The sequence below is a fragment of the Streptomyces coeruleoprunus genome (assembly GCF_039542925.1).
Lineage (GTDB): Bacteria > Actinomycetota > Actinomycetes > Streptomycetales > Streptomycetaceae > Streptomyces > Streptomyces coeruleoprunus.
This window is the reverse complement of the sequence record NZ_BAABIT010000001.1, coordinates 1,329,205-1,354,957: the sequence shown is the minus strand read 5'-3', so window position 1 is coordinate 1,354,957 and position 25,753 is coordinate 1,329,205. Positions and strand designations below refer to the sequence as shown.

Sequence of the window (25,753 nt, the reverse complement as noted above, 5' to 3'; positions counted from 1 at the left end):
CGCGGCGGACCCGCAGGTCAGCGGGAGACCCACCCGCGTTCGTACGCGTGCCAGCCCAGCTGGAGGCGGGTCGTCACGCCCGCCAGCTCCATCAGGCCCTTCACCCGCCGCTGCACCGTCCGCAGGCCCAGGTCCAGCTGCTTCGCCACGCTCGCGTCCGTCAGGCCCGCCAGCAGCAGCGACAGGATCTCCAGGTCCGTCTCGTCCGGGCCCGCTGCCGTCACCTCCTCGGGGCCGGCCCCCAGCCGCAGCGGCACCGCCTCCCGCCACACCGCCTCGAACAATCCCGCCAGCGACTCCAGCAGCCCGCTCGCGTGCACCACCAGCGCGGCCGGCTCCGTGCCCCGCCCCGTCAGCGGCACCATCGCCAGCGACCGGTCCGCGATCACCAGCTTCGTCGGCACCCGGTCCACCACCCGCACCCGCTCGCCCCGCCCCAGCGCCGCCGACAGCTCGGCCACGCCCGTGGGCAGCTCCAGCACCTCCCGCTCCACCACCACCCGGTACGCCACGCCCCGGCCCGCGGCGCGCTCCTCCGCGTCGTTGTCGGAGCCCGCCACCACCACCGGCCGCCCCGTCACCAGCGCGCACACCTCCTCCGCCGCCCCCAGCTGGAGCTGGAGGAACCGGTGCGCCACCGCGCTGGCCCCGGTCACCACCTCCACCAGGTCGTGCACCGCGGGCTCCACCGCCTCCGCCCGGTACTGCTGCGCCAGCCGCGCCGCGGCCAGCTCCGCCTGCTCCAGCTCGTGGCGCTGCTGGGTCAGCAGTGCGCCCAGCGCCACCGCGGGCGGCGCCGCCACCCACCGCCCCGGCCGGGACGACGACTGCGCCGCCAGCCCCTGGGCCTCCAGCCGCCGCAGCGCCCGCTCGGTGTCCGGCTCCGGCAGCGCCAGCCGGTGCGCGAGATCCGTCACCTCGGCCGCCCCCAGGGCCACCAGCGCCCGGTACGCGGACTCCTGGCGCTCGTCGAGTCCTATCGCCGTCAGCACCTGACCCACCCCTCCGCTCAGCCGTGGCGGAAAACGGCCACGGCGCAAACCCGCCGCGCCCATCATCCCCACACCACCCGCCCCTCTGCCAAGGTGACGCCACCGCAGCACCAACAGCCTCCGCACATGCGCCTTTTCCGGTGCCCTGTGCCGGAATCGCCCGGGGAGAGCGATACCGGCGGCTCCGTCACCAAGACCGTGGTCTGCGCGTACGACGTCGTGTCGCGCGACTCCGCACACGACGTGCGCCGACCACGTCGGCCCGCCGGCCGTCCCTTCCGTGGGGGAGGAGGGCGCCCGGCGGGCCTTTCATGATGACCACTTTTTCCGGATGCCCCGTTTTCGCGCGCCTCGCGCTGTGGACAATTACTGACATGAGTTCCGGCGAGGACGACTGGTGGGACAAGCTGTACGACGAAGGCGCCCCGGACACGGCCCCGGCCGCGTCGGGCGACACGCTGGACGACCGGTTCGACTCGGCGTCGGGCACCCTGGCGGACGACCGCCCCACGTGGTGGGAGCAGCCCCCCGCACCGCCCCCCACCACCCAACTCCCCTCCCCGCGCCCGCCCCGGGCCCCGTGGGAGCCACAGCCCCCCACGACTCCCCGCACGTTTCCCCACACCCCGCCCCCACCGCCGGGCTGGTCCCCGCGCCCGCCCGCGGACGCCCCGTCAGCCGGCCCGGCCCCCCGTCCACCCGCAGACGCGCCACCGCCAGGCCCTGCCGTACGGCCGCCGCGGCCGCCTGAGGCCCCCCGGCGCCCGCCGAGCCCCCCGCACGCCGACCGCGGGGCGGCCCCCACAGCCCCGGCTTCCGCAGCCCCGGCCCCCGCAGGCTCAGCCCCCGCAGGCTCAGCCCCGACAGTTCCGCCGTCCGCGACCCCGGCCCCGACAGTTCCGGTGCCGACGGTCCCGGCCTCCGCAGGTCAGCCGCCGACGGTCCCGGCCCCCGCAGGCTCGTCCTCCGCAGGTCAGCCGCCGACCGTCCCGGCGCCCGCCGGCCCAGCGCCCGCCGACCCGGTCCCCGCAGCCGCGACGCCCGCAGCCGCGGCGCCCGCAGGTCCTGCCGCCTCCTCTCCTGCCGTCGATGCCGCGGCGCCCGCCCGTCCCGATCCGCGCGTCGACGACTCCCGTCCCCTGGCGACTCTCCCGGGCGAGCGGCCCGTGCCCGTCCCGTATGTGGGCGACGGGCCGCCCACGTACGAGGCCGAGCCCACCGCGCTGCCCCTCGCGCGGGCCCACGAGTTGGATGAGCTGGTCCATGACACCGTCCTCGACGGGGCCCGCTACGGCACGTTCACGTTGCGCGCGGCGTCCGTGCGGGGCGACTCCGCCCGGTACCGCGGCGAGCCGCGCCGCGACGCGCTGCTCACCGCGCGGTTCGGCGCCGGCGACGAGGCCCTGGTGCTGGTCGCCGTCGCGTCCGGCGCCCGCGCCGCCGAGGCCGCCCACCTGGCAGCCGCCGACGCCTGCCGATGGATCGGCGAAGCCGTGGGCCGCAGCCACGCCCGCCTGGCGCAGGACATCGCGGCGGGCCGCCGCGAGGACCTGAAGTCGGGTCTGCACCGCCTCACCGACCGCTCGTACGGCAGGCTCCGCGCCCGCGCCGCCGAACTGGGCGTCGAACCGGACGAGTACACCGCCGACCTGCGCTGCCTGCTGCTGACCGCCGACCCCGGATGCCGTACCCGGGTGTTCTTCGGTGTCGGCGCCGGAGGGCTGTTCCGGCTCCGGGACGGCGCCTGGCAGGACCTGGAGCCGCCCGCGCCCGGCCCCGCCGACGTCACCGGCGAAGCCGTCGTCGGCTTCGGCTCCCCGCCCCAGGCGCCCGCCCCCGCGGACGGCACGGGCGACGGCGGCGGTGACCCCGTGGCCGACCGGCTGACGATGCGGCTCGGAGTGACGGCCCACCCCTCCGCCCCGTACATCGAGGACCCCCTGCCGCCGCCCGCCGTGCCGTTCCGCTTCCGCGCCTCCGTGGCGCGCCCGGGGGACACGCTGCTCCTGGCGAGCGGCGGGCTCGCGGAGCCGCTGCGCGGTGAGCCGGCGCTCGCCAAGGAGCTGGCCGTGCGCTGGGGTGCCGAGGAGCCGCCCGGCCTCGCCGCGTTCCTCGCGGACACCCTGCTGAGGGTGAAGGGGTACGCCGATGACCGTACGGCGGCGGCCGTCTGGGAGGCGTAACCGCGCGGGCCGTGCGTGGATGGACCCATGGCCAGACAGAGCGTGGCAGAACAGTTCGTCGACCTCCTCGTCCGCGCGGGCGTCCAGCGGCTGTACGGGGTGGTCGGCGACAGCCTGAACCCGGTCGTGGACGCGATCCGCCGCACCCGCGGCCTGGACTGGGTCCAGGTGCGGCACGAGGAGTCCGCCGCGTTCGCGGCCGGGGCGGAGGCGCAGGTGACCGGCCGGCTCGCCGCCTGTGCCGGCTCGTGCGGCCCCGGCAACCTGCACCTGATCAACGGCCTGTACGACGCCCACCGTTCGATGGCCCCGGTCCTCGCCCTGGCCTCGCACATCCCGTCCGGCGAGATCGGCCTCGGCTACTTCCAGGAGACCCACCCGGACCAGCTGTTCCGCGAGTGCAGCGACTACTGCGAGCTGATCTCCAGCCCGCGCCAGATGCCCCGGCTTCTGCAGACCGCGATCCAGCACGCCATCGGCCGCAGCGGCGTCAGCGTCGTGGCGATGCCCGGCGACATCGCGGCCCAGCCCGCCGCGGAGAAGGCCACCGAGCACGCCCTGGTCCCGGCCCGCCCCACGGTCCGCCCCGGCGACGAGGTGATCGACGCGCTGGCCCGCATGGTCGACGACGCGCACCGGGTCACCCTCTTCTGCGGCAGCGGCACGGCCGGGGCGCACGCCGAGGTCATGCAGTTCGCGGAGCGCGTCAAGGCGCCGGTCGGCCACGCCCTGCGCGGCAAGGAGTGGATCCAGTACGACAATCCGTTCGACGTCGGGATGAGCGGGCTGCTCGGCTACGGCGCCGCCTACGAGGCCACCCACGAGTGCGACCTGCTGATCCTGCTCGGCACGGACTTCCCGTACAACGCGTTCCTGCCCGACGACGTCCGGATCGTCCAGGTCGACGTGCGCCCCGAGCGGCTGGGCCGCCGCTCCCGCCTCGACCTGGCCGTGTGGGGCGACGTCCGCGAGACGCTGCGCTGCCTCGTCCCGCGCGTGCGGGCCAAGACGGACCGCCGGTTCCTGGACCGGATGCTCAAGAAGCACGCCGACGCGCTGGAGGGCGTCGTCAAGGCGTACACGCGCAAGGTGGAGAAGCACACCCCCATCCACCCGGAGTACGTGGCGTCGGTGCTCGACGAACTCGCCGACGACGACGCGGTGTTCACCGTGGACACGGGCATGTGCAACGTCTGGGCGGCCCGCTACCTCACGCCCAACGGGCGGCGCCGCATCATCGGCTCGTTCAGCCACGGGTCCATGGCCAACGCCCTGCCGCAGGCCATCGGCGCCCAGTTCACCGACCGCCGCCGCCAGGTCGTCTCGATGTCGGGCGACGGCGGCTTCGCCATGCTGATGGGCGACTTCCTCACGCTCCTCCAGTACGACCTGCCGGTGAAGGTCGTCCTGTTCAACAACTCCTCGCTCGGCATGGTGGAGCTGGAGATGCTGGTCGCGGGCCTCCCCTCGTACGGCACCACCAACCACAACCCCGACTTCGCGGCCATCGCCCGCGCGGCCGGCGCCTACGGCGTACGGGTGGAGAAGCCGAAGCAGCTCGCGGGCGCCCTCAAGGACGCCTTCAAGCACAAGGGACCCGCCCTGGTGGACGTGGTGACCGACCCCAACGCCCTGTCCATGCCGCCGAAGATCAGCGCCGACATGGTGACCGGCTTCGCCCTCTCCGCCAGCAAGATCGTCCTGGACGGCGGGGTGGGCCGGATGCTCCAGATGGCCCGCTCCAACGTCCGCAACATTCCGCGCCCTTGACGTCCGGATGGCGCCGGGGCGACCGTGGGCCGACGCGCCGGTGAGGGTTCCGTGACGGTTCCGTGACCGCGACCGGTATCGCGACCTTGACACCCCGCCGTGCCCCACTGCTCCCCTCCGTGCGCCCGCCCGTCGGTGTTTCCCAGGCGTGACCGCGCGAAGGCAGGGGCATGGATCCCGTGAGCCTGTTCGAGGGGTAGGGCCGAAGACGTGGGGGCGCCCCCTGTCGAGCGAAGCCCAGACTGGGGGGATGGTGGGCATGAGTGGTCGTCAGGCAGGGGTTGGGCCCATGATGGACCGGCACGACCGGATATCCGGAACGGCGCACGGGCGGGTGAACGGGTCGATACCCGGGCCGGGGGACGACCATCCCCCGGCGCAGCTGCGCCATCACGTGGGCAGCGGTGATCTGACGGCGGTGGCGGAGGTGCGCCGCGCGCTGCGCGGGTTATTGCGCCATCGCGTCGCGCCGGAACCGGCGGACGCCGCGGAGCTGCTGACGAGCGAGCTGGTGACGAACGCGCTGATCCACACCGACCACGGGGCGGTGGTGACGGCGACGCTCGGCCCGACGGCGCTGCGGGTGGAGGTACGGGACTTCGTCCCGGACCTGCCCGATCCGTACGTACCGGCGTCGGACGAGGGGACGCACGGCAGAGGCCTGCTGCTGGTGCAGGCACTCGCGGACGCCTGGGGGGTCAGGGCGCAGGGCGTCGGCAAGGTGGTCTGGTTCGAACTCTCCGACGTGAAGCCGACGGAATAGCGGTTCCCCGGCCGGCCACGGGACGACGCCCGGGAACGCCGGTGGGCCCGCCCGGTGAACGGACGGACCCACATGGCTCTCCGGCCTCGGCCAGTGGCGCACGGCCTCGGTGATCAGCCGAACTGCTGCTCCAGACTCTTCAGCTTCTGCTCCAGCGAGTCGAGTCGTGGGATCGCCTGGGTGTCGTCCTCGGCGGTGAGGTCGACGGTCCGGGGTTCAGGTCCTCTCACGGCCTGCAGGGAGGGCCGGGCGCGAAGCGGCAGCTGTCCCGGCTCGGCTATGGCGGGCTCCGCGACGGACGCCCCCACGGCGGCCGGCGCGGAGCCCGACGACGAGTTCAGGTTCTGCACCTCGACCTGGCGGCCGCCCCGCCCGATCCCCCAGGCGCGGTGTTGCCGGTTGAACGCCCGCAGGCGTGCCCGGTCCAGTTTCTGCTGCTCGCGCCGCTGATGGCGGGCGCGCTGCTTCTCGCGCCGGTCCTCGCGGACCTCCTCGACCGCGTCGTCCAGGGTGCGGACGCCCTCCAGCAGCATGAGCGACCAGGCGGCGAACGTCTCCCGGGGCGCCCGCAGCCACCGGACGATCCGGATCTGCGGCAGCGGACGCGGGACCAGGCCCTGTTCGCGCAGCGCCGCCCGCCGGGTCTGCTTGAGCGCCCGGTCGAACAGCACGGCGGCCGAGAGGGACATGCCCGCGAAGAACTGCGGGGCGCCGTCGTGGCCGATGCCGCGCGGGGCGTGCACCCAGTTGAACCAGGCGGCCGCTCCGGCGAACAGCCAGACCAGCAGCCGGGAGCCGAGAGCCGCGTCGCCGTGGCTGGCCTCGCGGACCGCGAGGACCGAGCAGAACATGGCGGCGCCGTCGAGGCCGAACGGCACCAGGTACTCCCAGCCTCCGGAGAGGTTGAGGTTCTGCCGGCCGAAGCCGACCAAGCCGTGGAAGGAGAGTGCGGCGGCGACGGCCGCACAGCAGAAGAGAAGCAGGTAGGAGGCGATGCCGTAGATGGCCTCCTTGCGCCGGCGGCGTTCCTCGCTGCGTTCCCAGGAGTCGTCGGCCGCGGCTTGGTCACCGGCGCGCTTGGAGCGCGCGAGCACCGCCACCGCCGCCACGGCTCCGGCGAGCATCACACCGCCCGGGAGCAGCCAGTCCAGCGATATGTCGGTCAGTCTCATGCGGTGTCCCTCGCATCGCAGTGGGGCGTGTCAGGTCCGCCATATTGGCCGACCGGCGGCGTGCGTCACGGGGTTTCCGGGCAAGAGAACGCCATCGGGGTGGCGAGGCATACAAATAGGTGCGATCTGGTCGAACTCCCGCCCGAGGTAAGCGAGTTGCGTTCGAATAAACCCACTCGGGCGGGTGGCTTGGATGTCTGTACGGCCCTCAGACGGCCGTACCCGCGGCCGCGGCGGCGCTCAGCTTGCGCACCCGGTCCGCGTCGCACGTGCGAGGGCAGGTGACACAGGTGTCCTCGGGGCTGAGGGTGTAGAAGAAGCAGCAGCTCGCGCGGTCGCGGGTCGGCAGCGCGCGCCCGTCCGGCGCGGTCAGTTCACGGAAGCCGGCCGAACCGACGTACGGCTTGACCGGGACGGGGCCGGAGTCCGAGTCGGAGTCCTGCCCGGACACCGAAGAGCCCGTTGTCCTGCCCGAGCCGGGGAGCAGCAGCTCCAGCTCGTGCATCGCGCGCGCCTCCTCGTCCATCAGCTGCGCGACGTACCACAGGCCCTCGACGATCTCGTCGGTCGCCATGCCCCACAGCGCCCTCCTGCCGCGCCGCATCCGGGGCCCGAACCCCTCAAGCACCGGCTCGATGTGCTCGGCGACGGCCGCCCGCACCTCGGCGCGCAGCGCCTCCTCGTCCGGTACGACGCGGGCGCCCGGCAGTACGGCCGCGGGGTCGCCCGGCAGGCACGCGAACTCCCGTACCCGTACGGCCATCCGCCCCAGCGCCCGCTGGAAGGAGACGTCCCCCACCGGCACGCGCGGCACCCGGCGGTCCAGGAACCACGGCACGGTCACCAGGAGGCAGGCGGGCCAGGCGTACCGGTGCAGTCCGAAGCTCGCGATCACGTCGGGGCGGGCGCGCTTGCCGTGGTCGCGCAGCACCTGCGCGCTGTCCCAGGCCAGGAACGCGTCGAGGGCGGGGCCGCCCGCCGCCAGCTCGTCGGCGCCGACCCAGCCGCCGCCGCGCGGTGTCGGCTCTCCCTCGCCCAGCTCGCGGATCCGCAGCCCTGGGAACACCTCGGCCAGCCGTGCGTAGGACTCCGCGACGGGGGAGGCGGGCGGGGACGGCAGCAGAGCGGGGACGGACATGCTGGACCACCGAATCACGATCGTTGGCAGGTTAGCCTTACCTTACCCGATCTCATCGATGTGTACCGCGCGGCCCGGTGCGCCTATCGTGCACAGGGGCCCCTTTCACCGCGAGCCGGGCCTTCCCACGCAAGCGGCAGGAGGACCCGAGTGGAGCAGGGCAGGGCCCGGGAGACGGCGGCGCCGCCACCGCCCGAGTGGGCGGGGCCGGTGTCGCGGCCGCAGCCGCAGGTCCCGCCGTCGCAGCCGGCGGCTCAGGCGCGCCCGTACCACGCCGCTGCCCGCGTACCGGACCAGGCCCGTGGCGAGGCGGCCCGCGGGGAGCGGGTCCCCGGCGGGCAGGTGCACGGGGAGCGCGCAGGGGGCGAGCAGGCGCACCGCGAGCACGCCAGGGGCGAGCACGTCCACAGTGAGCCCCCCGCTCCCGCCGCCGGCCCGCGGACCGTCCAGCGCCACTCCGTGCGCGGGCAGATCCTCACCGCCCTGCGCACCGCCCTCGTCAGTGGCGAGCTCGCGCCCGGAGAGGTGTACTCGGCGCCCGCCCTCGGGCTGCGCTTCGGCGTCTCGGCCACGCCCGTGCGCGAGGCCATGCAGCAGCTGGCCATCGAGGGAGCCGTCGAGGTCGTGCCGAACCGCGGCTTCCGCGTCGTCGAGCGCACCCCGCGCGAGCTGGCCGAGCTCGCCGAAGTACGGGCGCTGATCGAGGTGCCGGTCATGCTGCGCCTGGCCCGTACCGTCCCGGCCGCCCGCTGGGCGGAGCTGCGCCCCCTCGCCGAGGCCACCGCCACCGCGGCGGCCCGCGGGAACCTCCCCCACTACGCGGAGGCGGACCGCGCCTTCCACCGCGCCCTGCTCGGCATGGCCGGCAACGAACAACTGGTCGCCATCGCGGACGACCTGCACCGCCGCTCGCAGTGGCCCCTCATCAGCCCGCCCACCACCCGTCGCGCGGACCTCGTCGCCGACGCCGCCGAGCACGGCGCCCTCCTCGACGCCCTGGTCGCCCAGGACCTCTGCGTGGTCGAGTCCCTGGTGCGGGAACACTTCACGGGCGGCCGGGACTGAGAGCGGCGGCGTTGCGTACGACGGTGTGGGAGGCGGCCAACCAGCTGGGCGTGGTGGCGGGCACGCCTGGTGAACTCCTGACGGCCCTCCTGTCCGCCCCGCGCCGGCCCCGGCACGTCACCCTGCCGGCCGACGCCCCCGACGCCGCGGCGCTGGCCGGCGACCTGCGGGCCCTCGGCGACGTGCACGTGACCTTCGCCCGCCCGCCGGACGCGCCGCCCGTGGCGCCGGCGACCGCCCTGGACCTCTCCGATCCGGCCCTCGTCTGCGCGGCGGACCCGGTGCGGGTGACCGGGGCGTACGAGGAGGGCGGGGAGCACGGCGGGCTGCGGGCGGCCTGGTTCCGGGCGGGGCAGGTCCTCGTCCGGGCGGGCCAGACCCCTGAGGCGCGGGCCCTGGCCCTGCTCGCCGCGCTGCCCGAGGACGCCGAACCCCGCCTCCGCCCCGGGCTCGCGGAGCTGGCGGCGGGCACGCCGTGGGAGGTCATCGCGACGCGGGCGGGCCACGCGTCGGCGCTCGCCGTGTGCGACGGCCGCTTCATGGTGGAGGAGGACCCGAAGGTCAGGGCCCTGGCCTGCCCGGGGGACGGTACGCGGCTGCACCTGGACGAGCGCGGCCACCTTCACGTCCGGGACGGCTCCCCGTCCCGGCTCGCCCGGGCGGTGGCGGCCACCCTGGCCACGCACCCCGCCACGGCCCTCGCGGCGCTCGGGGACATGGTCGTCACCGGCGACCGCATGGGCTCCGTCCATGCCTTCAGCCTGGCGGGCGTCCACCAGGCCGCGCCGCACTCCGGCCGGGTCACCGCGCTCGCGGCGGCCCCCGGCCCGCGCTGCTACAGCGGTGGCGTGGACGGCACGGTGCGTACGTGGCGCCCGGGCGGAACGCCGTCCGGTACGCCCCTGACGCGGCGCCCCTACCCGGTGGTCGCGCTCCACGCCGGGGCCGGGGTGCTCGCGGTGGCCTGGGCGGACGGGCTGGCCGAACTGCACCAGCTCGGCACGGGGGAGTCCCGGGCCTTCCGCCCGGGACCCGCTGTGCGGGCGGTCGCGGTGGGGCCGGACGGCACCCTCGCCGTCGCCACGCCGGAGTCGCTGGTCCACCTGCGCCCCCGCTGACCGGCGCGGCCCGCGGCGGTTCAGCGCTCCCGTGCCTGCCGCGTCTTGGTCCGGCTCTCCTTGCGCAACGCCTCGGCCAGTTCGGTCTTGGACATCTGGGAGCGCCCCTCGATGCCCATGCGCTTGGCCAGGTCGTACAGGTGCTGCTTCGACGCGCTCTCGTCGATGCCCTCACCACTGCGGGCGGGCCTCTCCCGAGGCGTCGCCGCCCTGGGGTCGGAGGGCCCCTTGCGCCCCCCTTCCTTCCGCTCCCAGTGGTCGCCCACCTTCTCGTACTTGTGCTTGAGCGCGCTGAACGCGACCCGGTGGGCCCGTTCACCCTCGCCGTACTGGTCGACGGCCGAGTCGTGCGCCTTGATCCAGGTGCGCTGCGCGTCCTTGGAGGAGCGTTCCAGCGTCGACGGAAGTTCCTCACGTCCCGGCATGGCGGATCACCTCCGGTGGTTCACCTCGGTCCGGATGCCGGACGTGTGCCCCCCGAACCCCATTCGAAACGGGCCACGGGCCACCGCGCGGCGGGGTCAGACGCGCGCGACGAAGTCCGCCCAGGCGGTGAGGGAGAGGGTGACCTCGGGGCGGTCGGTGTCCTTGGAGTCGCGTATGTGGACGGCGGTGGGGGAGGCGGCGACTTCGACGCAGTTGTCGTTGCCGGTGCTGCTGTAGCTGCTCTTGAACCAGGCGAGTTCGGCTGTCGGAGTGGTCACAGTGCTTCTCGCATTCGCTTCAGCAGGCTCAGGGAGTCCGCAGGAGTCAGAGCGTGTGAGCGCAGTCTCGCATAGCACTCCTGAAGCCTGCTCACGTGCTTCCGCTCGTAAAATACTTGGCCCGTGGTATGCGATTCGGTGTAGCCGTACCACTCGTGGTCTGCCGTCTCCATGAGATAGAGAGGGCCATCCTGGCTGGGGTGATCCGGGCAGTGCAGTGGCATGACCTGGAGCTTCACGTTCGGCAATGACGCCTGCGCGATCAGATGATCGAGGAGTTCCCTGGTGACGTCGTCGCCCCCCGAGCGACGCTCGAGGACAGCCTGTTCGATGATGAAGCTGAACTGGATGGGCGCGGCCCGACCGAAGAGCATCTGCTGGCGTGCGAGGCGATTGGACGCACGCTCCTCGATCGACTCGCCATGGATGGGCGATGGCGATTGCGCCATCATCACGCTCATGTACCGCTCCGTCTGGAGCAGTCCAGGGATCAGCCGACACTCGTACGTGCAGAGAATCCGAGCCGTTTCCTCCAGCTTCGACCACTGGCGGAAGTAGGACGCCACCCGCCGCGCCCGAGTCAGATACTTCGCCGGTCCCTTCAACGCCCCGAACGCGTCCAGCGCCGCTTCCGCCCGTTCGACCAGGTCCCACGGCGGCATCCGCCGCCCCTGCTCCACCGACGACACGAAGCTCGTGGAATAGCCCACGATCGGCGCCAGCTGCTCCTGTGTCAGGCCCGCGCGTCTGCGGAAGGCCTTCAGGACCTCGCCCCACGCCCTGAGGCTGTCGGATGATTCGGGTTCGTTGTTGTTCACCGTCATGGCCGGTCACCTCCACGTCGCTCAACTCGCCGATCGTGACCCACGGTTACTCGTACTGTCCATGCGCGACACTCGTACGCTGACCCGGCGTACGAGTGGAAATGCTGGTCACCGGCGGTGCGGCCGCGCCACCTTGAGCGCATGGTTGCTCAACTTCCTGATCAGGACACGATTACCGTACGTGTGTTCAGGCGCCGTTTCCGGTCCACGCCGCTCGGGGCCAGGCTGGCGCGGAAGCTGGCCGCGGACCGGCTGGACGCGTGGGGGATCCCGTACGGGAGCGAGCGCGGGGACGTCGCCGCGCTCGTCGTGGGGGAGCTGGCGGCGAACGCCGCGACGCACGGGCGGGTTCCGGGGCGCAGCTTCGAGGTGCGGATGACCTTGCGGCTGGGCTATCTGCGGGTCGAGGTCAGCGACACGCGCACCGAGCGGCGGCCCGCGCTGGTCGCGCCGCAGGCGATCGCGGAACGGGGCCGGGGGCTGTTCCTGGTGTCCGCGCTCGCCGACGCGTGGGGTGTGCTCGACCGGATCCCGGTCGGCAAGACGGTGTGGGCGGAGGTGTCCGTGGACGAGCAGCCGCCGAACGGGCCGGCCTGATGCCTGGCCGTCGGGTTCCTCCGCACCCGGACCGTGGCTACGGTGGAGGAAGGTGTACCGACGGCATGTACGGGGGTGTTCATGTCCGGGGCCGGAACGGACGAGGTACGCAACCATGTGATCACGGTCGAGCGCAAGACGGTCGGGGTGGGGGTGCGGAACCTCTGCGGAGTGCGGTTCGTCCCGTCCCCGGACGGGGTCCCGGCGGAGGACTTCGTCGTCCACCGTGTACGGCACGGGCAGGCCTACGGGCGGTCGATCCGCGTCACGGAGGCCCAGTACGAGCGGTGGTCCGGCGCCGAACGCGCCTACCTGGACGCGCTGTCGAGGGCGTACGAGCGGCTGGCGCGGGCGCACGGCACCGAGTCGAGCGTCGACCTGCACGGCGGGGGCTGGTCCTACCGGCTCGCGTCCCGTCCCTTCCCGTGGCCGGGGTGGCGGCGCAGGATGGCGGAGAGGTCCGAGGCGGCGCAGCGGGAGTTCGTGGCGCGCGCTTCGGCGGCCACCGAGGCGTACCGGCCGGTCATCGCGGAGATCGAGGCGGCGCTGCAGCGGGACGAGGCCGAGCGGCGCGCCCGCGAGGAGGCCAAGCGCCGTGAGGAGCAGCGCCGGAGCGCCGTGGCCGCGGAGGTCGCCGCGCTCGCGGTCTGGGGCTGCGCGGCCGATGACGACGACCCGCAGGTCCTGTACGTGTACCGGCACGACGTGCCGCCCGCGCGGCCGGTGGAGGCGGACGGGGAGCCGATGGACGTGCGCGGGCTGGAGCGGAAGCTCAAGTCGCTGCGCGACGGCCGCGCGCTGCGCCGCATCGACTGGGACCCGGCGGCCTGCGCCCGCGTCGAACAGGACTGCCGCGACCGGGGCGCGCCCTTCCCCTTCATCTCCTGGTGGGCGACGGTCACACGGAGCTGGTGGAACACCAGGCCGGCGACCCGCGGGTCGGGCGCGTCCGGGGCGGTGACCCATGTGTCCTCCCACCACAGCAGCCATGGCGTGGACGGCTCCTCGGGCGGCCACAGCTGCGGCAGCCACGGGCACGGGTGCGGGGGGTTCTGAGCGCCCATGCGCCGGCCCGAGGAGGGCGGCGGCGAAGTCGTCCTGCGGCCCCGACCGGCCGCTCGTACGGTGGAGGGAGGGGCCGGCGGAGACGGAGACGTGGGCGACGCCTGCGGCCGACCAGGAGTGCGGAGCCTGCCATGGCGGAGCGTTCGGCGGCACAGCGGGCCGCGGCAGCGGCCGGCACCGCCGCGGCCACGGGGCCCCTGGACGAGGGCCGGGACGCGTTCGGGCGCCGTGCCTGGGCGGAGGCGTACGACCGCCTGGAGGCCGCCGACGCGCGGGAGCCGCTCCCCGCACCCGACCTGGACCTGCTCGCCCGCGCCGCCTACCTGACCGGCCGCGAGGACCGGGCCGTGGAGCTCTGGGAGCGGGCCCACCTCGCGCTGGGCCGGGCAGGCGCGGCCGGCCCCGCCGCACGCTGCGCCTTCTGGCTCGGCCTCACCCTCGCCCGGCTCGGGCACCACGAGCGCGCCGGAGGCTGGTTCGGCCGGGCCGCCCGCACCCTGGACGACGCGGGCGGGGACCACGTGGAGCGCGGCTACCTGCTCGTGCCCGCCGGCCTGCGCGCGATGGGGGCCGGCGACCACGAGGCGGCGCGTGCCGCGTTCGCCGAGGCCGCCCGGATCGCCGACCGGTTCGGCGACCCCGACCTCGTCGCGCTCGGCCGCCTCGGTCAGGGGCAGGCGCTCGTCGCCGGCGGCGACGTCGTCCGCGGCCGGGAGCTGCTCGACGAGGCGATGGTCGCCGTCACCGCGGGCGAGGTCTCCCCGATCACGGCCGGCATCGTCTATTGCGCCGTGATCATCGCGTGCCGGGACACGTTCGACGTCCACCGCGCCGCCGAGTGGACCGCCGCCCTCAGCCGCTGGTGCGCCTCCCAGCCCGACCTCAGGCCGTACCGCGGACAGTGCCTCGTGCACCGCTCCGAGATCATGCAGCTGCACGGCGAGTGGGGCGACGCCCTGGCCGAGGCGCAGCAGGCCTGCGCCCGCATGGAGACGCCGGCCGGCGACCCCGCCGCGGGCATGGCCCACTACCAGCGCGCCGAACTCCTGCGCCTGCGCGGCGCCTTGGGCCGCGCCGAGGAGGCGTACCGCCAGGCCGACCGGTGGGGACACCCGCCGCAGCCCGGGCTCGCCCTGCTGCGGCTGGCCCAGGGCCGTACCGACGAAGCCCTGGCCGCCGTGCGCAGGGTCGCCGCCGAGGCCGAGCACGACCCCGTGCGGCGCTCCCGCGTCCTCGCCGCCCACGCCGAGATCGCCCTGGCGGCGGGCGACACCGACGCCGCCCGCGCCGCCGCCGGCGCACTCGCCAGGGCGGCGGACGACCTGGCCGCGCCCTACCTGCGCGCGGTCGCGGCCGGCGCCCGGGGAGCCGTCCTGCTCGCCGGGGGAGACCCGGAGGGGGCCGGGGCGGCGCTGCGCGGCGCGTGGGCGGCCTGGCAGGAGCTGGAGGTCCCGTACGAGACGGCCCGGGTGCGGGTGCTCATGGCCGAGGCCTACCGCGCGCTCGGCGACCACGACTCGGCCGACATGGAACTCGACGCCGCCCGCGCTGTGTTCGAGCGGCTCGGGGCCGTCCCGCAGCTGGCCCGCGTGGACCGGCTGTCCCGGCGCGCCGCGGCCCGGCTGCCGGGCGGGCTCACCCCGCGCGAGGCGGAGGTGCTGAAGCTCGTCGCGGCGGGCGCCACCAACCGCGAGATCGCGGCCGCGCTCGTCATCAGCGAGAAGACCGTGGCCCGCCATCTGAACAACATGTTCCACAAGCTGGACGTCGGCTCGCGCGCGGCGGCCACGGCGTACGCGTACGAACACGACCTGGCCTGACGCCGGCGTGGGTGGTTCCACCCACACCGGGCGCGGCGGATGAAATGCGTATTCCCCCCGATGTGCGGGTGATCCGGGCGACGCCACACTCTCCATAGATCCGCAGAAGCACACCGCGGACCCGAGGAGAGGAGGCGGCGATGAACCGCACCACCACCGTGGGCGCCGAGGCCCGGCAGCGGCTCCTCGCGGAGATCCCGCTCACCGAGCACCACCGTGACCTGGCCGGCGTCCCCACCGCCGTACTGGAGGGCGGCAGCGGACCCCCGATGGTCCTCCTCCACGGCATCGGGCAGTCCGCACTCGGGTGGATCCGGGTGATCCCGGACCTGGCGTCGTCCTGGACGCTGATCGTCCCCGACCTGCCGGGCCAGGGTGCCTCGGAGGTACCCGGCGGCGTCGCCCTCACCGCGAGCCGGGTCGTGGAGTGGCTGGCCGCGCTCGTCGCGGCCACCTGCGCCGCCCCGCCCGTCCTGGTCGGCCACAACCTGGGCGCCGCCGTCGCCGCCCGCTTCGCCGCCGCGCACGGCGACCGGGTCGCCGCGCTGGTCCTGGTCGACGCGTTCGGCCTGGGCCCGTTCCGCCCGGCCCCGGGCTTCGCGGTCAGCATGGCCGCGTTCCAGATGCGCACCACCGAACGGACCCGGGACCGCATGCTCGGACGCTGCATGGTCGACTTCGACGGCGTACGGGACGACCTCGGCGAGCGCTGGGACGGCATCGCCGACTACGCGCTCGACCGCGCCCGCACACCCGGGTGTGAAGGCCGCAGGGCGCACGCTCATGAAGGACTTCGTGCTCCCCGTGATCCCGCCGGCCGGCCTCGCCGCCCTCCCCGCCCCCACGACCCTCGTCTGGGGCCGCCAGGACCCCGAGGCGCGGCTCCGGTACGGCGAGGAGGCCGCCGCCCGGCACGGCTGGCCGCTGCACGTCATCGACGACTGCGGCGCCGACCCCCACCTCGAACGCCCCGACGCCCTCGTGGCGGCCGTGCGTGCCGCCCTGCGCGTCCCGCACGGAAGGAGCCGGCCATGACCGCCCCCACCAAACCCCCCACCACGGATCAGATCCGCACCGCCTGGGACACCCTGGCTCCCGGGTTCGACCGCCACACCACGCCGCACACCACGCGGTGGGGCGAACAGGCGCTGGCCGGCACCGCCATCGGCCCCGGCACCCGCTTCCTGGACGTGGCCGCGGGCAGCGGCGCCCTGGCCCTGCCCGCCGCGCGCCGGGGCGCCCGGGTCGTCGCCGTCGACCTCGCACCGGCGATGGTGGAGCGGCTCGCCGCCCGCGCCCGCGCCGAGGGTCTGGAACACGTCCGCGCGCTCGTCATGGACGGCGAGCACCTGGACCTGGACGACGACACCTTCGACGTGTCCGCGTCGCTCAACGGTGTGTCGCTCTTCCCCGACCTGGGGCGCGGCCTCGCCGAGATGGCGCGGGTCACCCGCCCGGGCGGCACGGTGCTGGTCGCGGCGTTCGGCCCGCCCCGGGAAGCCGAGTTCATCGCGTGGACGGTGGGCGCCCTGCGGGCCGCCGTGCCCGGCTTCGCCGGGATGCCGACGGACCCGCCGCCGCTGCCCTTCCGGCTCACGGACCCGGATCGCTTCGCGGCCGTGCTGCGCGAGGCCGGTTTCAGTGGGGTGACGGTCCGTCAGGTCGTTGTGGGCACGTTCTTCGGCTCCGCCGCGGAACTGATGGACACGATCCGCAGCAGCCATCCCCTAGGTGCCCAGTGGATCGCCGGCCTCACCGAGGACCGGTCCACGGAGGTCCGCCAGATCCTGGACGGCATGCTCCGCGAACGCTCGGGCGGCGCGCCGGGCGCGGTCCTGCACACCACGATCAACGTCGCCACGGGAACGCCCTGAGGGGTTCGCGTGGTGCGGGTGAGGGGCGGTCAGGCCGGGTGCCCCCGGGAGGGCAGTCGGCCGAGAATCCCGCGCGCCTCGGCCGCGACCGCCTCGTCGGCGTCCGATGTCAGTTCCGTGGCCAGGTGCCGCAGGCGGGCGATGTCCTCCCAGGACCGGCCGTGGATCCGGTCGAGCGACGTGAGCAGTTCCTGGCCCGTGTCCTCGTCCGCCTCCGTGAGCGCCCCCAGGACCAGGCGGAGGCCACGGGTGTCCCGGCGCTCCAGCAGCGCCTCCGCCGTCTCCATGGTCACCGCCGTGTCGTGGGCGTCCAGCAGCAGCCGGTGCAGCGCCTCGGCCACCTCGGGCAGTTCGGCCGCGGTCGCCAGGTGGCGTCCGGCGGCGGCCCGGACCGACCAGGAGGCCGCACCGGCGTCCTGGAGGGACAGCGGTAGCTCGGCGTCCGGTTCGGAAGGGTTCATGACAGGCACCCTTTCATGTTCCGGTCCGGCGGATCTTTCCCCACCCCGCCCCTTCCCGAATCGGGGGATCCGCCCCCCCAACCCCCGCTCCTCGAGCGCCGGAGGGGCAGATCAAGCCCGCACCGGAGGCAGGCCCGCCAGCAGGTACCCCACGAACGTCTCGTTGTGCAGCGCCCAAGGCGACCTGCGGCGTCGGATCAGCGTGATCGCCTCGGAGGCGTCGAGGCCGCCCAGGCCGCACAGGGCCAGGGCGGTGACCAGGCCGGAGCGGTTGTAGCCCGCGAAACAGCGCACCAGTGTCGGGCGGCCCTCCCTCACCGCGCGCACGGTCAGTGCGGCGACCCGGACGACCTCGTCCAGCTGCGGCGCGGCCAGGGGCCCGTCGGGGATCACCGAGACCCGGTGCTCGACCTCCGGCGCCGGGCCGTGTCCCGGGTACGTGTAGAGGCTCACGACCAGCCCGAACTCACGGTCCGGGACCACCGGCCGCAGCCCGCCCGACCCGTCGGCCCACACATGGCCGCCCATCCACAGGCCCGGCACGATCTCGTCCCAGCGGCTCCGGGGAGCCGGGACCTCACGGTCGTGCGAACGGACCTGCCGCATGGTGGCCTCCCACGCCATCGTCCCCCCGGAGCCGCGCGGAGGCGACCGGGGCCGGGGGCTGCCCGCAGGATCGGCCCGGGCTTCCCCTCAAGCGCCGGCCGGGGCTGAATTCAGCCTCTCCGGCGTTTGGGGAGTGGGGGTCCGGGAGGCGGAGACCCCCGATCCCGGAAGGGACGGGGTGGGGGAAGAAGGCGTCGCCGGGACCGCCGCGATCACCCTGCCCGCCCCGGAAGAGGAGGCGGTCCAGGCCGCCGCGGTACGGCCAGTCGTTCGACCGGTGGATCGGTCGTCCGGAGTAGCAGGCGTTCCTCAGACCGCCGGTCGTGGCGCCAATTGCGCCGCCAGCCACGTCGGTACGCCGCCCAGCAGGCGGAACAGGCGCTGGGCCTCCGCGCGCAGGCGGGTGGCCTCCGGCTCGGGCTCCGCGTCCGCCAGGGCGGCCAGGGCCGGAGCCGTACCCACCAGGTAGCCCAGCTCCTCGCGCAGCCGGAGCGACTCGGCGAAGCCGTGCCGGGCCTCCGCCAGCTCGCCGTCCCGCAGCGCCAGCCCGGCCAGGTGCCGCCAGGTGAAGGACAGCAGCAGCGTGTCGTTGTGGGCGGTCGCGCCCGCGTGGGCGCGGCGGTACGCGGCGCGCGCGGCCTGCGGGGAGTCCGCCAGGTACTGGGCGAGCAGCCCGCGCCGGAAGTCCAGCAGCGGCCGGCCGGGCGCGGCGGGCCCCAGGAGGGCCGCGGCCCTGCCGAGTGCCGCCCGTGCCTCGTCCGCCCGGTCCCGTACGCCGTGCAGGGTCGCCGCGTAGGCGAGGTAGCCCCGCTCGCAGGCCGCGGCGCCGCGGTCGTCGTCGCTCCGGGCGACCGCCTCGGCGGAGCGCAGGGCGTCCTCCGCGTCCGCCCAACCCTCCTCGGTGTACAGGCAGCGCTCGATCAGCAGCGAGGCCCGCTGGACGGCGACGTCCGGCCGTTCGGCGCGGGGCGCGAGCAGCGCGGCCGCGTCGCTCCAGCAGCCGCGCGAGCGCAGGCGCCATACCGCGGTCTGGAGTGGATCGTCGCTTTCGGTCGTTCCCGTACCAGACATGGCGGTATGCGCCACATCGCCCTCCCCAAGCGCGCCATCGAGCTGTTGAGTTCGGACGCATCACAGCACGGATACGAGCGACCGGCCAAGAGGGCAACGTGAATTGATTCACAATCAGCGGCCGACCGGATCGCCCTCCGCGCCGTCGTCCGGGGCGATCACGGCAAGGTGTCCGCCGTCGTCGAGGGGTGTCGGAACCTCCAGGGTGGTGGCCGGTTCCGTTCCGTCGAAAAGGTGAACCTCCCCGTGGCCGCCGCGGCTGACGGCGATCAGCGGCGAGCCGGGCGACGCGGCCACGGCCCGGCGCTGCACCCCGTCCCACGGCGTGCCGCCCGGCTTCGGCGCCCCGTCCATGGGCGGCAGCGGATGCCGCGCCACGACGCGCGCGCGGACTCCCGGTCCAGCAGCACCAGTTCGTCGCCGTCGGGGTGGACGCGGCTGTACGCGACGTGGTGCGCGGCCACCGCGAGGCGGAAGACCAGGCCGGGGCCGAGCGGCACCCGGCCGGTGCGCCCCTCGTCGAGCGCGTGGAACCAGGCGTCGTTGGTCCACTCCGGCCACCGGCCGGGGTCGGCGGGCCCGCCGCGCACACAGGACCACAGCACCCGGCGCGCCGGGTCGAGCCGCAGGTAGTAGCCGCGCCCCGGGCCCGCCCAGGGCAGCGGCTCCTCCCGCACGAGCCGGTCGCCGTCGCGCCGGGCGCGGTGCACCCCGGAGCCCGCCGCGGCGAACAGCCGCCCCGTGACCGGGTCGTGGGCGTCGCCGTGCCCGTCGTCGTCGGGCAGCGGCGCCTCGTACGCGGGGGAGGCCGGAGGGCAGGCGGGCGCGGCGCCCATGAGGTCGGCGTGCCGGTACGCGGTGAGGGAGCCCGGCTCACGGTGGCGCAGCACGACGAGCGGCGGCCCGCCGCCGAGGACGGTGACGCCCGGCTCGCCGCGGCGTGTGCGTACCCGTACCGCCTTGGGGCCGCCGGGCGCGCCCAGGTCCACGGCGGTCAGGAGGTCGCTCCACGCCTCCCAACTGCGGCCGAGTCCGGTGGTCACGACGAGGTGGCGGCCGGCCGGATCGGCGGCGATGTGCTCGGCGGGCGTGGCCACCGGAACGGTCGCGGCGACCATCGGGCGGCCCGCGTCGGGGCCGTACGGGTCGAGGACGACCAGCTCGCCCGCCAGGTCGTCGACGAACGCCGTGCGGCCGCCGGGCAGGGCGAGGAAACCCGCGTGCTCGGCGAGGTGCCGGCCCTCCACGACGCCGACGACGCGGCCGTGCGGGAGGTCCAGGACCCGTAGGGATCCGGCCACTTGATCGGCGACCAGCAGGCGGGGGGAGAGGGGCATGGCGAACTCCGCGGTCGGTTTGTTATTGATAATGATTATCATGTGGCTCGCGTTTGTTCGACCCACCCACGGAATTTTCGACACCACGAAAGAGGGCCCGATGCCACGCAGGATGCTGATGACCGTGCGGCGCTGGGCGGCCGTCGCCGTCATGGGGACGCTGCTCGCCGGCTGCGGTACCACCGCCGAGCCCGCACCGGCGGACGACGGGCCCGCCCGGCCCGGCGCCAGGACCGACGTGACGGTCCGGCCGATCGCCGCGGCCCGTCGGATCACCGACCCCCAGGGCCACAAGGTCGCCACCACCGCCCCGCCCCGACGCGTCGTCTGCCTGGTCGCCCTGTGCGACGACATGCTCGCCGAACTCGGCATGACGCCCGTCGCCACCAACTCGCAGCTGCTCGCCCACCCCCGGTTCCTCGGCAAGGAGAAGGCCGCGGCCGTGCCCGTCGTCCCCGGCGGGTTCATCGCCCCGGAGACCGAGGCGATCCTCTCCCACAAGCCGGACCTGGTCATCGGCTTGGAGGACACCCACGGCAAGCTCGCCCCCGCCCTGAAGGGCGCCACCGTCTTCTGGCCCGTCCAGCCGCGCGACTGGGAGGACAGCGTCGGCTATCTGCGCGGCCTCGCCGCGCTCACCGGCCGTACGGCGCAGGGCGAGACCGCCGAGCGGGCGTTCCGCGGCGAGCTCGCCGCGGCCGAGCGGACCAGGAGCGACAAGACGGCGCTCATCATCTTCGGCAGCGACGAGAACTTCGGCGTCGCCACCCCCGGCACGGACGTCACCGCCGGGCTGTTCCCCCGGATCTCCGACTACCCGTGGCAGAGCCGCGGCGTCGACGGCACCTACAGCATGGAGGAGATCCTCGCCCGGGACGTCGACGTGCTGTTCGTCGAGACGCTGTCCTTCGGCGGACCCTCCGACGGCAAGCTCTCCGACAAACTCGCCAAGAACCCGCTGTGGTCCCGCATCCCCGCCGTGAAGAACGGCGACGTCCACGAGGTGAACGCGGACGTGTGGGCCAAGGGGCGGGGCACCCGCTCCCTCGGCATCGTCCTCGACGAGGCGACGGCCGCGCTCAAGTGACCCCGCCGACCGTGCTCTTCGCCCGGCCGGCGCGGCACCTCGCCGCGGCGGCGGTGGTGCTGGCCGTCGCCGTCTGGTGCGCGCTGTGCCTCGGGACGCCGTACGTGCCGCTCCCGCGGCTGCCCGGCGCCCTCGGCGGCGACGACCTCGCCGGGATCGTCGTCACCGAACTGCGCCTGCCGCGGCTCGTCCTCGCCCTCGTCGCGGGCGCCTGCCTCGGCGCGGCGGGGCTCGTCCTCCAGGAGGCGCTGCGCAACCCACTGGCCGTTCCGGAGATGCTCGGCGTCTCCGGCGGGGCCGCGCTCGGCGTCGCCGCGCCGCTCGTGCTCGCGTTGTCCGTGCCCCTCGCCGCCCAGCCGTTCCTCGCGCTGGGCGGGGCGGCGCTCGGGGGCGTACTGACGTTGCTGGCGGCCGGGTTCGGGCGCAGCCCCTCCGCCGTGCTCCTCACGGGTGCGGCCGTCTCCGCCGCGCTCCAGGCCGCGCTGCTCGTCCTGATGGTCCTCGCCGACCAGCTGGACCTCCAGATCGTCTACCGCTACCTGCTGGGCAGTCTGTCCGCCCGCACCTGGGACGACGTGACGGACTGTGGCCGTGGCTCGCGGCCGCCGTCCCCGCGCTGGTCCTGTGCGCGCCCGTCCTCGGCGTCCTGCGGCTCGGCGACGACGACGCGCGGGCGCTCGGCGTACGGGTACGGCGCGCCCGGCTGGCCGCGCTCGCCATCGCCGTGCTGCTCATCGCGCCCGTGGTCGCCGTGTGCGGCCCGGTCGCCTGGGTCGGTTTCCTGGCCCCGCACCTCGCCCGCCGGCTGCGGCCCGACCTGGACGCGGTCGGCTGGCTGCCCTGGTCGGCGGCCTGGGGCGCCCTCGTCGTGGCCTGCGCCGACCAGCCGGCCCGCCTCGCCCTGGCCCCGACGGAAACCCCGGCCGGCGCCTGGACCGCGCTGCTCGGCGTACCGGTCGGGGTGGCGCTGCTGCGGGCGGGCGCCCGGCGGAAGGGCGCCGCGCGGGCGGGCGCCGCGCTGTCCGGGGTCGTCGGAGGCACCGGCGGTGCCTCGCCGCGTGGTGAAGGAGGCCCGGCATGACCGTCGTTGCCGTCCGGCGAAGCCGGCACGGGCTCCTGTGGAGGGGCGTACTGCTCGCGCTGCTCGTCGTCGCGGTCGCCGGCGCCGGGCTGGTGGCCGGGCGTGCCGTGTCCGGGGGTGGGGTGTGGGAGGTGCTGCGCGGCGGCGGTGACGGCACGGCGCGGCACGTCGTGCTGAACCTGCGCGTGCCGCGCGTGCTCGTCGCGCTGGCCGCCGGGGCCTCGCTCGGGCTGGCCGGGGCGGTGCTCCAGTCGGCGCTGCGCAACCCGCTCGCCGGGCCCGAGGTCACCGGGGTCACCCCCGGCGCGGTGCTCGGCGCGGTGACCGCGACGGGTCTGGGGCTGGCCGGCTGGCAGTCGCCCGCCGCCGTGGTGACGGCCGCGTGCCTGGGCGGGTTCGCCGGGGCGGGGCTGCTGTGGCTGCTCGCCGGGCGGGACCGTGGCGACCCCGCGCAGACCGCGGTGCACGGCGTCCTCGTGTCGGCGGTGCTGTCCGGGCTCACCGCCATGGTGCTGCTCGTGGCGCCCGGCGAACTCGGCAGTGTCGTCCAGTGGCTGGTCGGCTCCACCGAGGGCCGGGTCTGGACGCACTGGCAGCTGCTGTGGCCCTGGGCCGCCGCCTGGGGCCTGGCCGCCTGCGCGCTCGCCGCGCCGCTCACCCTGCTGCGCTGCGGTGACGAACAGGCGGCCGCCGCGGGGCTGCGCACCGGGCGGGCCCGGCTCGCCGCGCTGGCCTGCGCGGTGGCGCTGACGGCCGGGGCGGTCTCGGCGGTGGGCGCTCTGGGGTTCGTCGGACTGCTCGTCCCGCCCTGGCGTTCGCGCTGTTCGGCGCGGACCTGCGGGCTGCGCTGCCGGGTGCGGCCCTGGTGGGCGCGGCCGTCGTGGGCGGGGCGGACGCCGCGGCCCAGTGGCTCTCCCGGGTCCTGGCCGCGGGCCTGGACACGGACCGGCTCAGCGTGCCCGCCGGGGCGCTGACGACCTGCGTCGGAGCCGCGCTGCTGCTGCTCGTGGCCCGGCGGCGGAAGGAGGAAGGGTGACGTTCACCGACGTACGCGCGGAAGTGGGGGACAGGTCCCGGAGCACCGGCACCGTACGCGTGGAGGCGCTGCGGTTCGGCTATCCGGGGCGCGCGGTGCTGGACGGGGTGGACCTGTCCGTGTCCGCCGGGGAGTCGGTCGCCCTGGTCGGGCTGAACGGCTGCGGCAAGAGCACGCTGCTGCGACTGTGCGCGGGCCTACTGAAACCGGCCGCGGGGCGGGTGCTCCTCGACGGCGACGACGTGGCCCGGCTCTCCCGCAGGGCAGCCGCCCGCAGGGTCGCGCTGCTGCACCAGTCCGCGCCGCCCGTCCCCGGCATGACAGTACGTCAGCTGGTGCGGCAGGGGCGGTACGCGGCGCGCGGCCCGCTCGGCATGCTGCGCGACGGTGACGACGAGGTGTGCGCCCGCGCCATGGCCGACGTGGGGGTCGCGGCGTGGGCGGACCGGCCGGTGGACGCCCTGTCGGGCGGTGAGCGGCAGCGCGTACGGCTGGCGATGGCGCTCGCCCAGGACACCCGCGTCCTGCTGCTGGACGAGCCCACCACGTATCTCGACCTGCGGCACCAGCTGGAGGTCCTGCAGACCGTGGAGCGGCTGCGGGCCGAGCGCGGGCTGACCGTCCTGATGGTCCTTCACGACCTGGGGCACGCCGCGCGGTTCGCCGAGCGGATCGTCGCGCTGCGGGCGGGGCGGGTGGCGGCCGACGGGCCGCCGCGGGGAGGTCGTCACGCCGTCGCTGCTGGCCGATGTGCTGGGCGTGGCGGGACGGGTCGGGCGGCGTGACCCGGAGGGCGGATGGCCCGTGTGTTACCCGGATCACCCCCTGCCACCCCCGAATCCCCTTGCGGAATGAAAATCATATTCATTAAGGTCGGTCGTGCGACGCCGGGCCACCGGCGCGCACCACACCACCCGTCAGGAACGGAGGCTCAACTCATGGAGCAGCACAAGGTGTTCACCCCGATCGCCGAGCAGGGCCAGCTCGCCCACCTCTCCGCGACCCACTCCAACGCCCTCGTCGAGAACCCCTTCGACGACGCCGTCGAGGCCGAGGCGGGCGCGGAGAAGTAAGCCGCGGCCCTCTTCCCCCTACTGGGCCCGCCCGGATCGCCTTCCCGGCGGGCCCGCCCGTCTCCCGTACCGCCCGTCTCCCGTCCCCCCCCGTCACAGGAGGAACCCCGTGCAGCTCGCCCCCGGAGCCGTCCTCGTCACCGTCCCCGGCGGGCGACTCGCCCTGCGCACCCCGGACGGACGGTTCCTCGGCGTGGACACCGCCGGCACCGACCCGGCCGCCCTCGTGGCCCGGCTCACCACCGACGGCAAGGGCGCGGGCGACCCCGAACTCGACCGCCTCGCCGCCGCGTTCGCCGACGCCGGCCACGCGCTGCCGGAGGCTCCGCCCCGGCCCCTGGCCGGCCGTACCGTCGCCGTCCTCGGCGACGCGGACCTCACCGAACCCCTCGCCCGCTGCGTACGGGACGCCGGCGGCGACGTCCGCCACACGACCGTCGCCGAGGCCGCCACCCTCGACCCCGCCCGTACCGCCGTCGTCTGGTGCCTGGACGGCCCCGTGCCGCCCGGCGGTTGGGACGAGGCCGACCGGCTGCTCCCCGCCCGCGGCACCGCCTGGCTGCGCACCCACCGCGAGGGCCGCCACGCCTGGCTCGAACCCCTCGCCACCGCCCCCGGCGACGTCACCTCCGCGCACATACGGCTCCGCCGCCTCGCCGCGACCCCCGCCCACCGCGAACTCGCCGCCTACTGGGCCGGACACCGCACCCCCGACGAGACGCCCCGCCACACCGAGGCGTCCGCCGCGCTCACCGCAGCCCTGCTCACCGGCGACCTCCTCGCCTGGGCGAGCGGCGCCCCCCTGCCCGTACGCCGCCGCCTGCGCCGCCTCGACCTCGCCGACCTCACCGTCAGCGAACACCCCGTGCTCCCCGTCCCCGACGTCGCCCCCATCGAACGGGGCCGGTCCGCGTGA

Annotated in this window: 21 protein-coding genes and 4 pseudogenes; 15 read left to right on the top strand and 10 right to left on the bottom strand. The window is 75.2% G+C overall.

What is annotated here, in order from left to right:
* Positions 1 to 17 precede the first annotated feature (17 nt).
* On the bottom strand, positions 18 to 992 hold the full coding sequence (locus ABEB09_RS05885; protein ID WP_345687786.1) for a helix-turn-helix domain-containing protein: 975 nt from the start codon (positions 990 to 992) through the stop codon (positions 18 to 20).
* Positions 993 to 1,366: 374 nt separating this feature from the next.
* On the opposite strand from ABEB09_RS05885, the gene ABEB09_RS05880 reads away from it, so the two are divergent.
* The 3 genes from ABEB09_RS05880 to ABEB09_RS05870 all read left to right on the top strand — a co-directional run bounded on the left by ABEB09_RS05880 (position 1,367) and on the right by ABEB09_RS05870 (position 5,708).
* Positions 1,367 to 3,175 carry a protein phosphatase 2C domain-containing protein gene (locus ABEB09_RS05880; protein WP_345687784.1) on the top strand — a complete coding sequence of 603 codons (1,809 nt, stop codon included), beginning with the start codon at positions 1,367 to 1,369 and terminating at the stop codon, positions 3,173 to 3,175.
* Positions 3,176 to 3,202: 27 nt separating this feature from the next.
* The gene (locus tag ABEB09_RS05875; RefSeq protein ID WP_345687783.1) at positions 3,203 to 4,945 is read left to right on the top strand and encodes a pyruvate dehydrogenase; all 1,743 of its coding nucleotides are present in this window, start codon (positions 3,203 to 3,205) and stop codon (positions 4,943 to 4,945) included.
* A 289-nt stretch (positions 4,946 to 5,234) separates the two neighbouring features.
* Positions 5,235 to 5,708 (top strand): ATP-binding protein, encoded by a 474-nt coding sequence (locus tag ABEB09_RS05870; RefSeq protein ID WP_345687781.1) that lies wholly within the window; start codon positions 5,235 to 5,237, stop codon positions 5,706 to 5,708.
* Positions 5,709 to 5,821: 113 nt separating this feature from the next.
* Here the strand turns inward: ABEB09_RS05870 and ABEB09_RS05865 are convergent, their stop codons facing one another.
* Together ABEB09_RS05865 and ABEB09_RS05860 are read right to left on the bottom strand one after the other, a co-directional pair.
* On the bottom strand, positions 5,822 to 6,880 hold the full coding sequence (locus tag ABEB09_RS05865) for a DUF2637 domain-containing protein (RefSeq protein WP_345687779.1): 1,059 nt from the start codon (positions 6,878 to 6,880) through the stop codon (positions 5,822 to 5,824).
* Positions 6,881 to 7,088: 208 nt separating this feature from the next.
* Positions 7,089 to 8,018 (bottom strand): (2Fe-2S)-binding protein, encoded by a 930-nt coding sequence (locus tag ABEB09_RS05860; protein WP_345687777.1) that lies wholly within the window; start codon positions 8,016 to 8,018, stop codon positions 7,089 to 7,091.
* A gap of 150 nt (positions 8,019 to 8,168) precedes the next feature.
* Here ABEB09_RS05860 and ABEB09_RS05855 point away from each other — a divergent pair, with 150 nt between their 5' ends.
* Positions 8,169 to 9,083 (top strand): GntR family transcriptional regulator, encoded by a 915-nt coding sequence (locus tag ABEB09_RS05855; RefSeq protein WP_380842246.1) that lies wholly within the window; start codon positions 8,169 to 8,171, stop codon positions 9,081 to 9,083.
* 11 nt (positions 9,084 to 9,094) lie between these two features.
* Entirely contained in the window at positions 9,095 to 10,201 is a 1,107-nt protein-coding gene (locus tag ABEB09_RS05850; protein ID WP_345687776.1) for a hypothetical protein, read from the top strand.
* Between the two features lie 20 nt (positions 10,202 to 10,221).
* On the opposite strand, the gene ABEB09_RS05845 is transcribed toward ABEB09_RS05850, so the two are convergent.
* The 3 genes from ABEB09_RS05845 to ABEB09_RS05835 all read right to left on the bottom strand — a co-directional run bounded on the left by ABEB09_RS05845 (position 10,222) and on the right by ABEB09_RS05835 (position 11,729).
* A complete protein-coding gene (locus ABEB09_RS05845; protein WP_345687774.1) occupies positions 10,222 to 10,626 on the bottom strand; it encodes a ChaB family protein in 405 nt (134 codons plus the stop codon).
* A 96-nt stretch (positions 10,627 to 10,722) separates the two neighbouring features.
* Positions 10,723 to 10,905 (bottom strand): DUF397 domain-containing protein, encoded by a 183-nt coding sequence (locus ABEB09_RS05840; protein ID WP_345687772.1) that lies wholly within the window; start codon positions 10,903 to 10,905, stop codon positions 10,723 to 10,725.
* Complete coding sequence (locus ABEB09_RS05835) at positions 10,902 to 11,729, bottom strand: helix-turn-helix domain-containing protein (RefSeq protein WP_345687770.1); 828 nt, start codon at positions 11,727 to 11,729, stop codon at positions 10,902 to 10,904. The genes ABEB09_RS05840 and ABEB09_RS05835 overlap by 4 nt, the downstream gene beginning before the upstream one ends.
* 141 nt (positions 11,730 to 11,870) lie before the next feature.
* On the opposite strand from ABEB09_RS05835, the gene ABEB09_RS05830 reads away from it, so the two are divergent.
* The 4 genes from ABEB09_RS05830 (at position 11,871) to ABEB09_RS05815 (ending at position 17,085) form a co-directional block, all read left to right on the top strand.
* A complete protein-coding gene (locus tag ABEB09_RS05830) occupies positions 11,871 to 12,326 on the top strand; it encodes an ATP-binding protein (protein WP_345687768.1) in 456 nt (151 codons plus the stop codon).
* A gap of 81 nt (positions 12,327 to 12,407) precedes the next feature.
* Positions 12,408 to 13,382 carry a hypothetical protein gene (locus tag ABEB09_RS05825; protein WP_345687766.1) on the top strand — a complete coding sequence of 325 codons (975 nt, stop codon included), beginning with the start codon at positions 12,408 to 12,410 and terminating at the stop codon, positions 13,380 to 13,382.
* Positions 13,383 to 13,522: 140 nt separating this feature from the next.
* Positions 13,523 to 15,211, top strand: coding sequence for a LuxR C-terminal-related transcriptional regulator (locus ABEB09_RS05820; protein WP_345687764.1), 1,689 nt, complete (start codon positions 13,523 to 13,525; stop codon positions 15,209 to 15,211).
* Positions 15,212 to 15,351: 140 nt separating this feature from the next.
* Positions 15,352 to 17,085: an alpha/beta fold hydrolase gene (locus ABEB09_RS05815; protein ID WP_345687762.1), complete on the top strand. Its 1,734-nt coding sequence runs from the start codon at positions 15,352 to 15,354 to the stop codon at positions 17,083 to 17,085.
* Between the two features lie 29 nt (positions 17,086 to 17,114).
* On the opposite strand, the gene ABEB09_RS05810 is transcribed toward ABEB09_RS05815, so the two are convergent.
* From ABEB09_RS05810 to ABEB09_RS05795, 4 genes and pseudogenes are all read right to left on the bottom strand, one after another.
* Positions 17,115 to 17,546 (bottom strand): hypothetical protein, encoded by a 432-nt coding sequence (locus tag ABEB09_RS05810; protein WP_345687760.1) that lies wholly within the window; start codon positions 17,544 to 17,546, stop codon positions 17,115 to 17,117.
* 111 nt (positions 17,547 to 17,657) lie between these two features.
* Positions 17,658 to 18,152 carry a protein-tyrosine phosphatase family protein gene (locus ABEB09_RS05805; protein ID WP_345687758.1) on the bottom strand — a complete coding sequence of 165 codons (495 nt, stop codon included), beginning with the start codon at positions 18,150 to 18,152 and terminating at the stop codon, positions 17,658 to 17,660.
* A gap of 309 nt (positions 18,153 to 18,461) precedes the next feature.
* Positions 18,462 to 19,238: a hypothetical protein gene (locus tag ABEB09_RS05800; protein WP_345687756.1), complete on the bottom strand. Its 777-nt coding sequence runs from the start codon at positions 19,236 to 19,238 to the stop codon at positions 18,462 to 18,464.
* Between the two features lie 99 nt (positions 19,239 to 19,337).
* Positions 19,338 to 20,560: pseudogene (locus ABEB09_RS05795) on the bottom strand (hypothetical protein).
* A gap of 100 nt (positions 20,561 to 20,660) precedes the next feature.
* Here ABEB09_RS05795 and ABEB09_RS05790 point away from each other — a divergent pair.
* From ABEB09_RS05790 to ABEB09_RS05765, 6 genes and pseudogenes are all read left to right on the top strand, one after another.
* Positions 20,661 to 21,647, top strand: a complete 987-nt coding sequence (locus ABEB09_RS05790) for an ABC transporter substrate-binding protein (protein ID WP_345687754.1) — start codon at positions 20,661 to 20,663, stop codon at positions 21,645 to 21,647.
* Between the two features lie 11 nt (positions 21,648 to 21,658).
* Positions 21,659 to 22,728, top strand: a pseudogene (locus tag ABEB09_RS05785) (FecCD family ABC transporter permease).
* A pseudogene (locus ABEB09_RS05780) lies at positions 22,725 to 23,764 on the top strand (FecCD family ABC transporter permease). The pseudogenes ABEB09_RS05785 and ABEB09_RS05780 overlap by 4 nt, the downstream one beginning before the upstream one ends.
* A pseudogene (locus ABEB09_RS05775) lies at positions 23,761 to 24,635 on the top strand (ABC transporter ATP-binding protein). Before ABEB09_RS05780 ends, ABEB09_RS05775 begins: the two co-directional pseudogenes overlap by 4 nt.
* Positions 24,636 to 24,702: 67 nt before the next feature.
* Positions 24,703 to 24,837 carry a streptamidine family RiPP gene (gene amiA, locus ABEB09_RS05770; RefSeq protein ID WP_345687752.1) on the top strand — a complete coding sequence of 45 codons (135 nt, stop codon included), beginning with the start codon at positions 24,703 to 24,705 and terminating at the stop codon, positions 24,835 to 24,837.
* Between the two features lie 109 nt (positions 24,838 to 24,946).
* Positions 24,947 to 25,753, top strand: coding sequence for a hypothetical protein (locus ABEB09_RS05765; protein WP_345687750.1), 807 nt, complete (start codon positions 24,947 to 24,949; stop codon positions 25,751 to 25,753).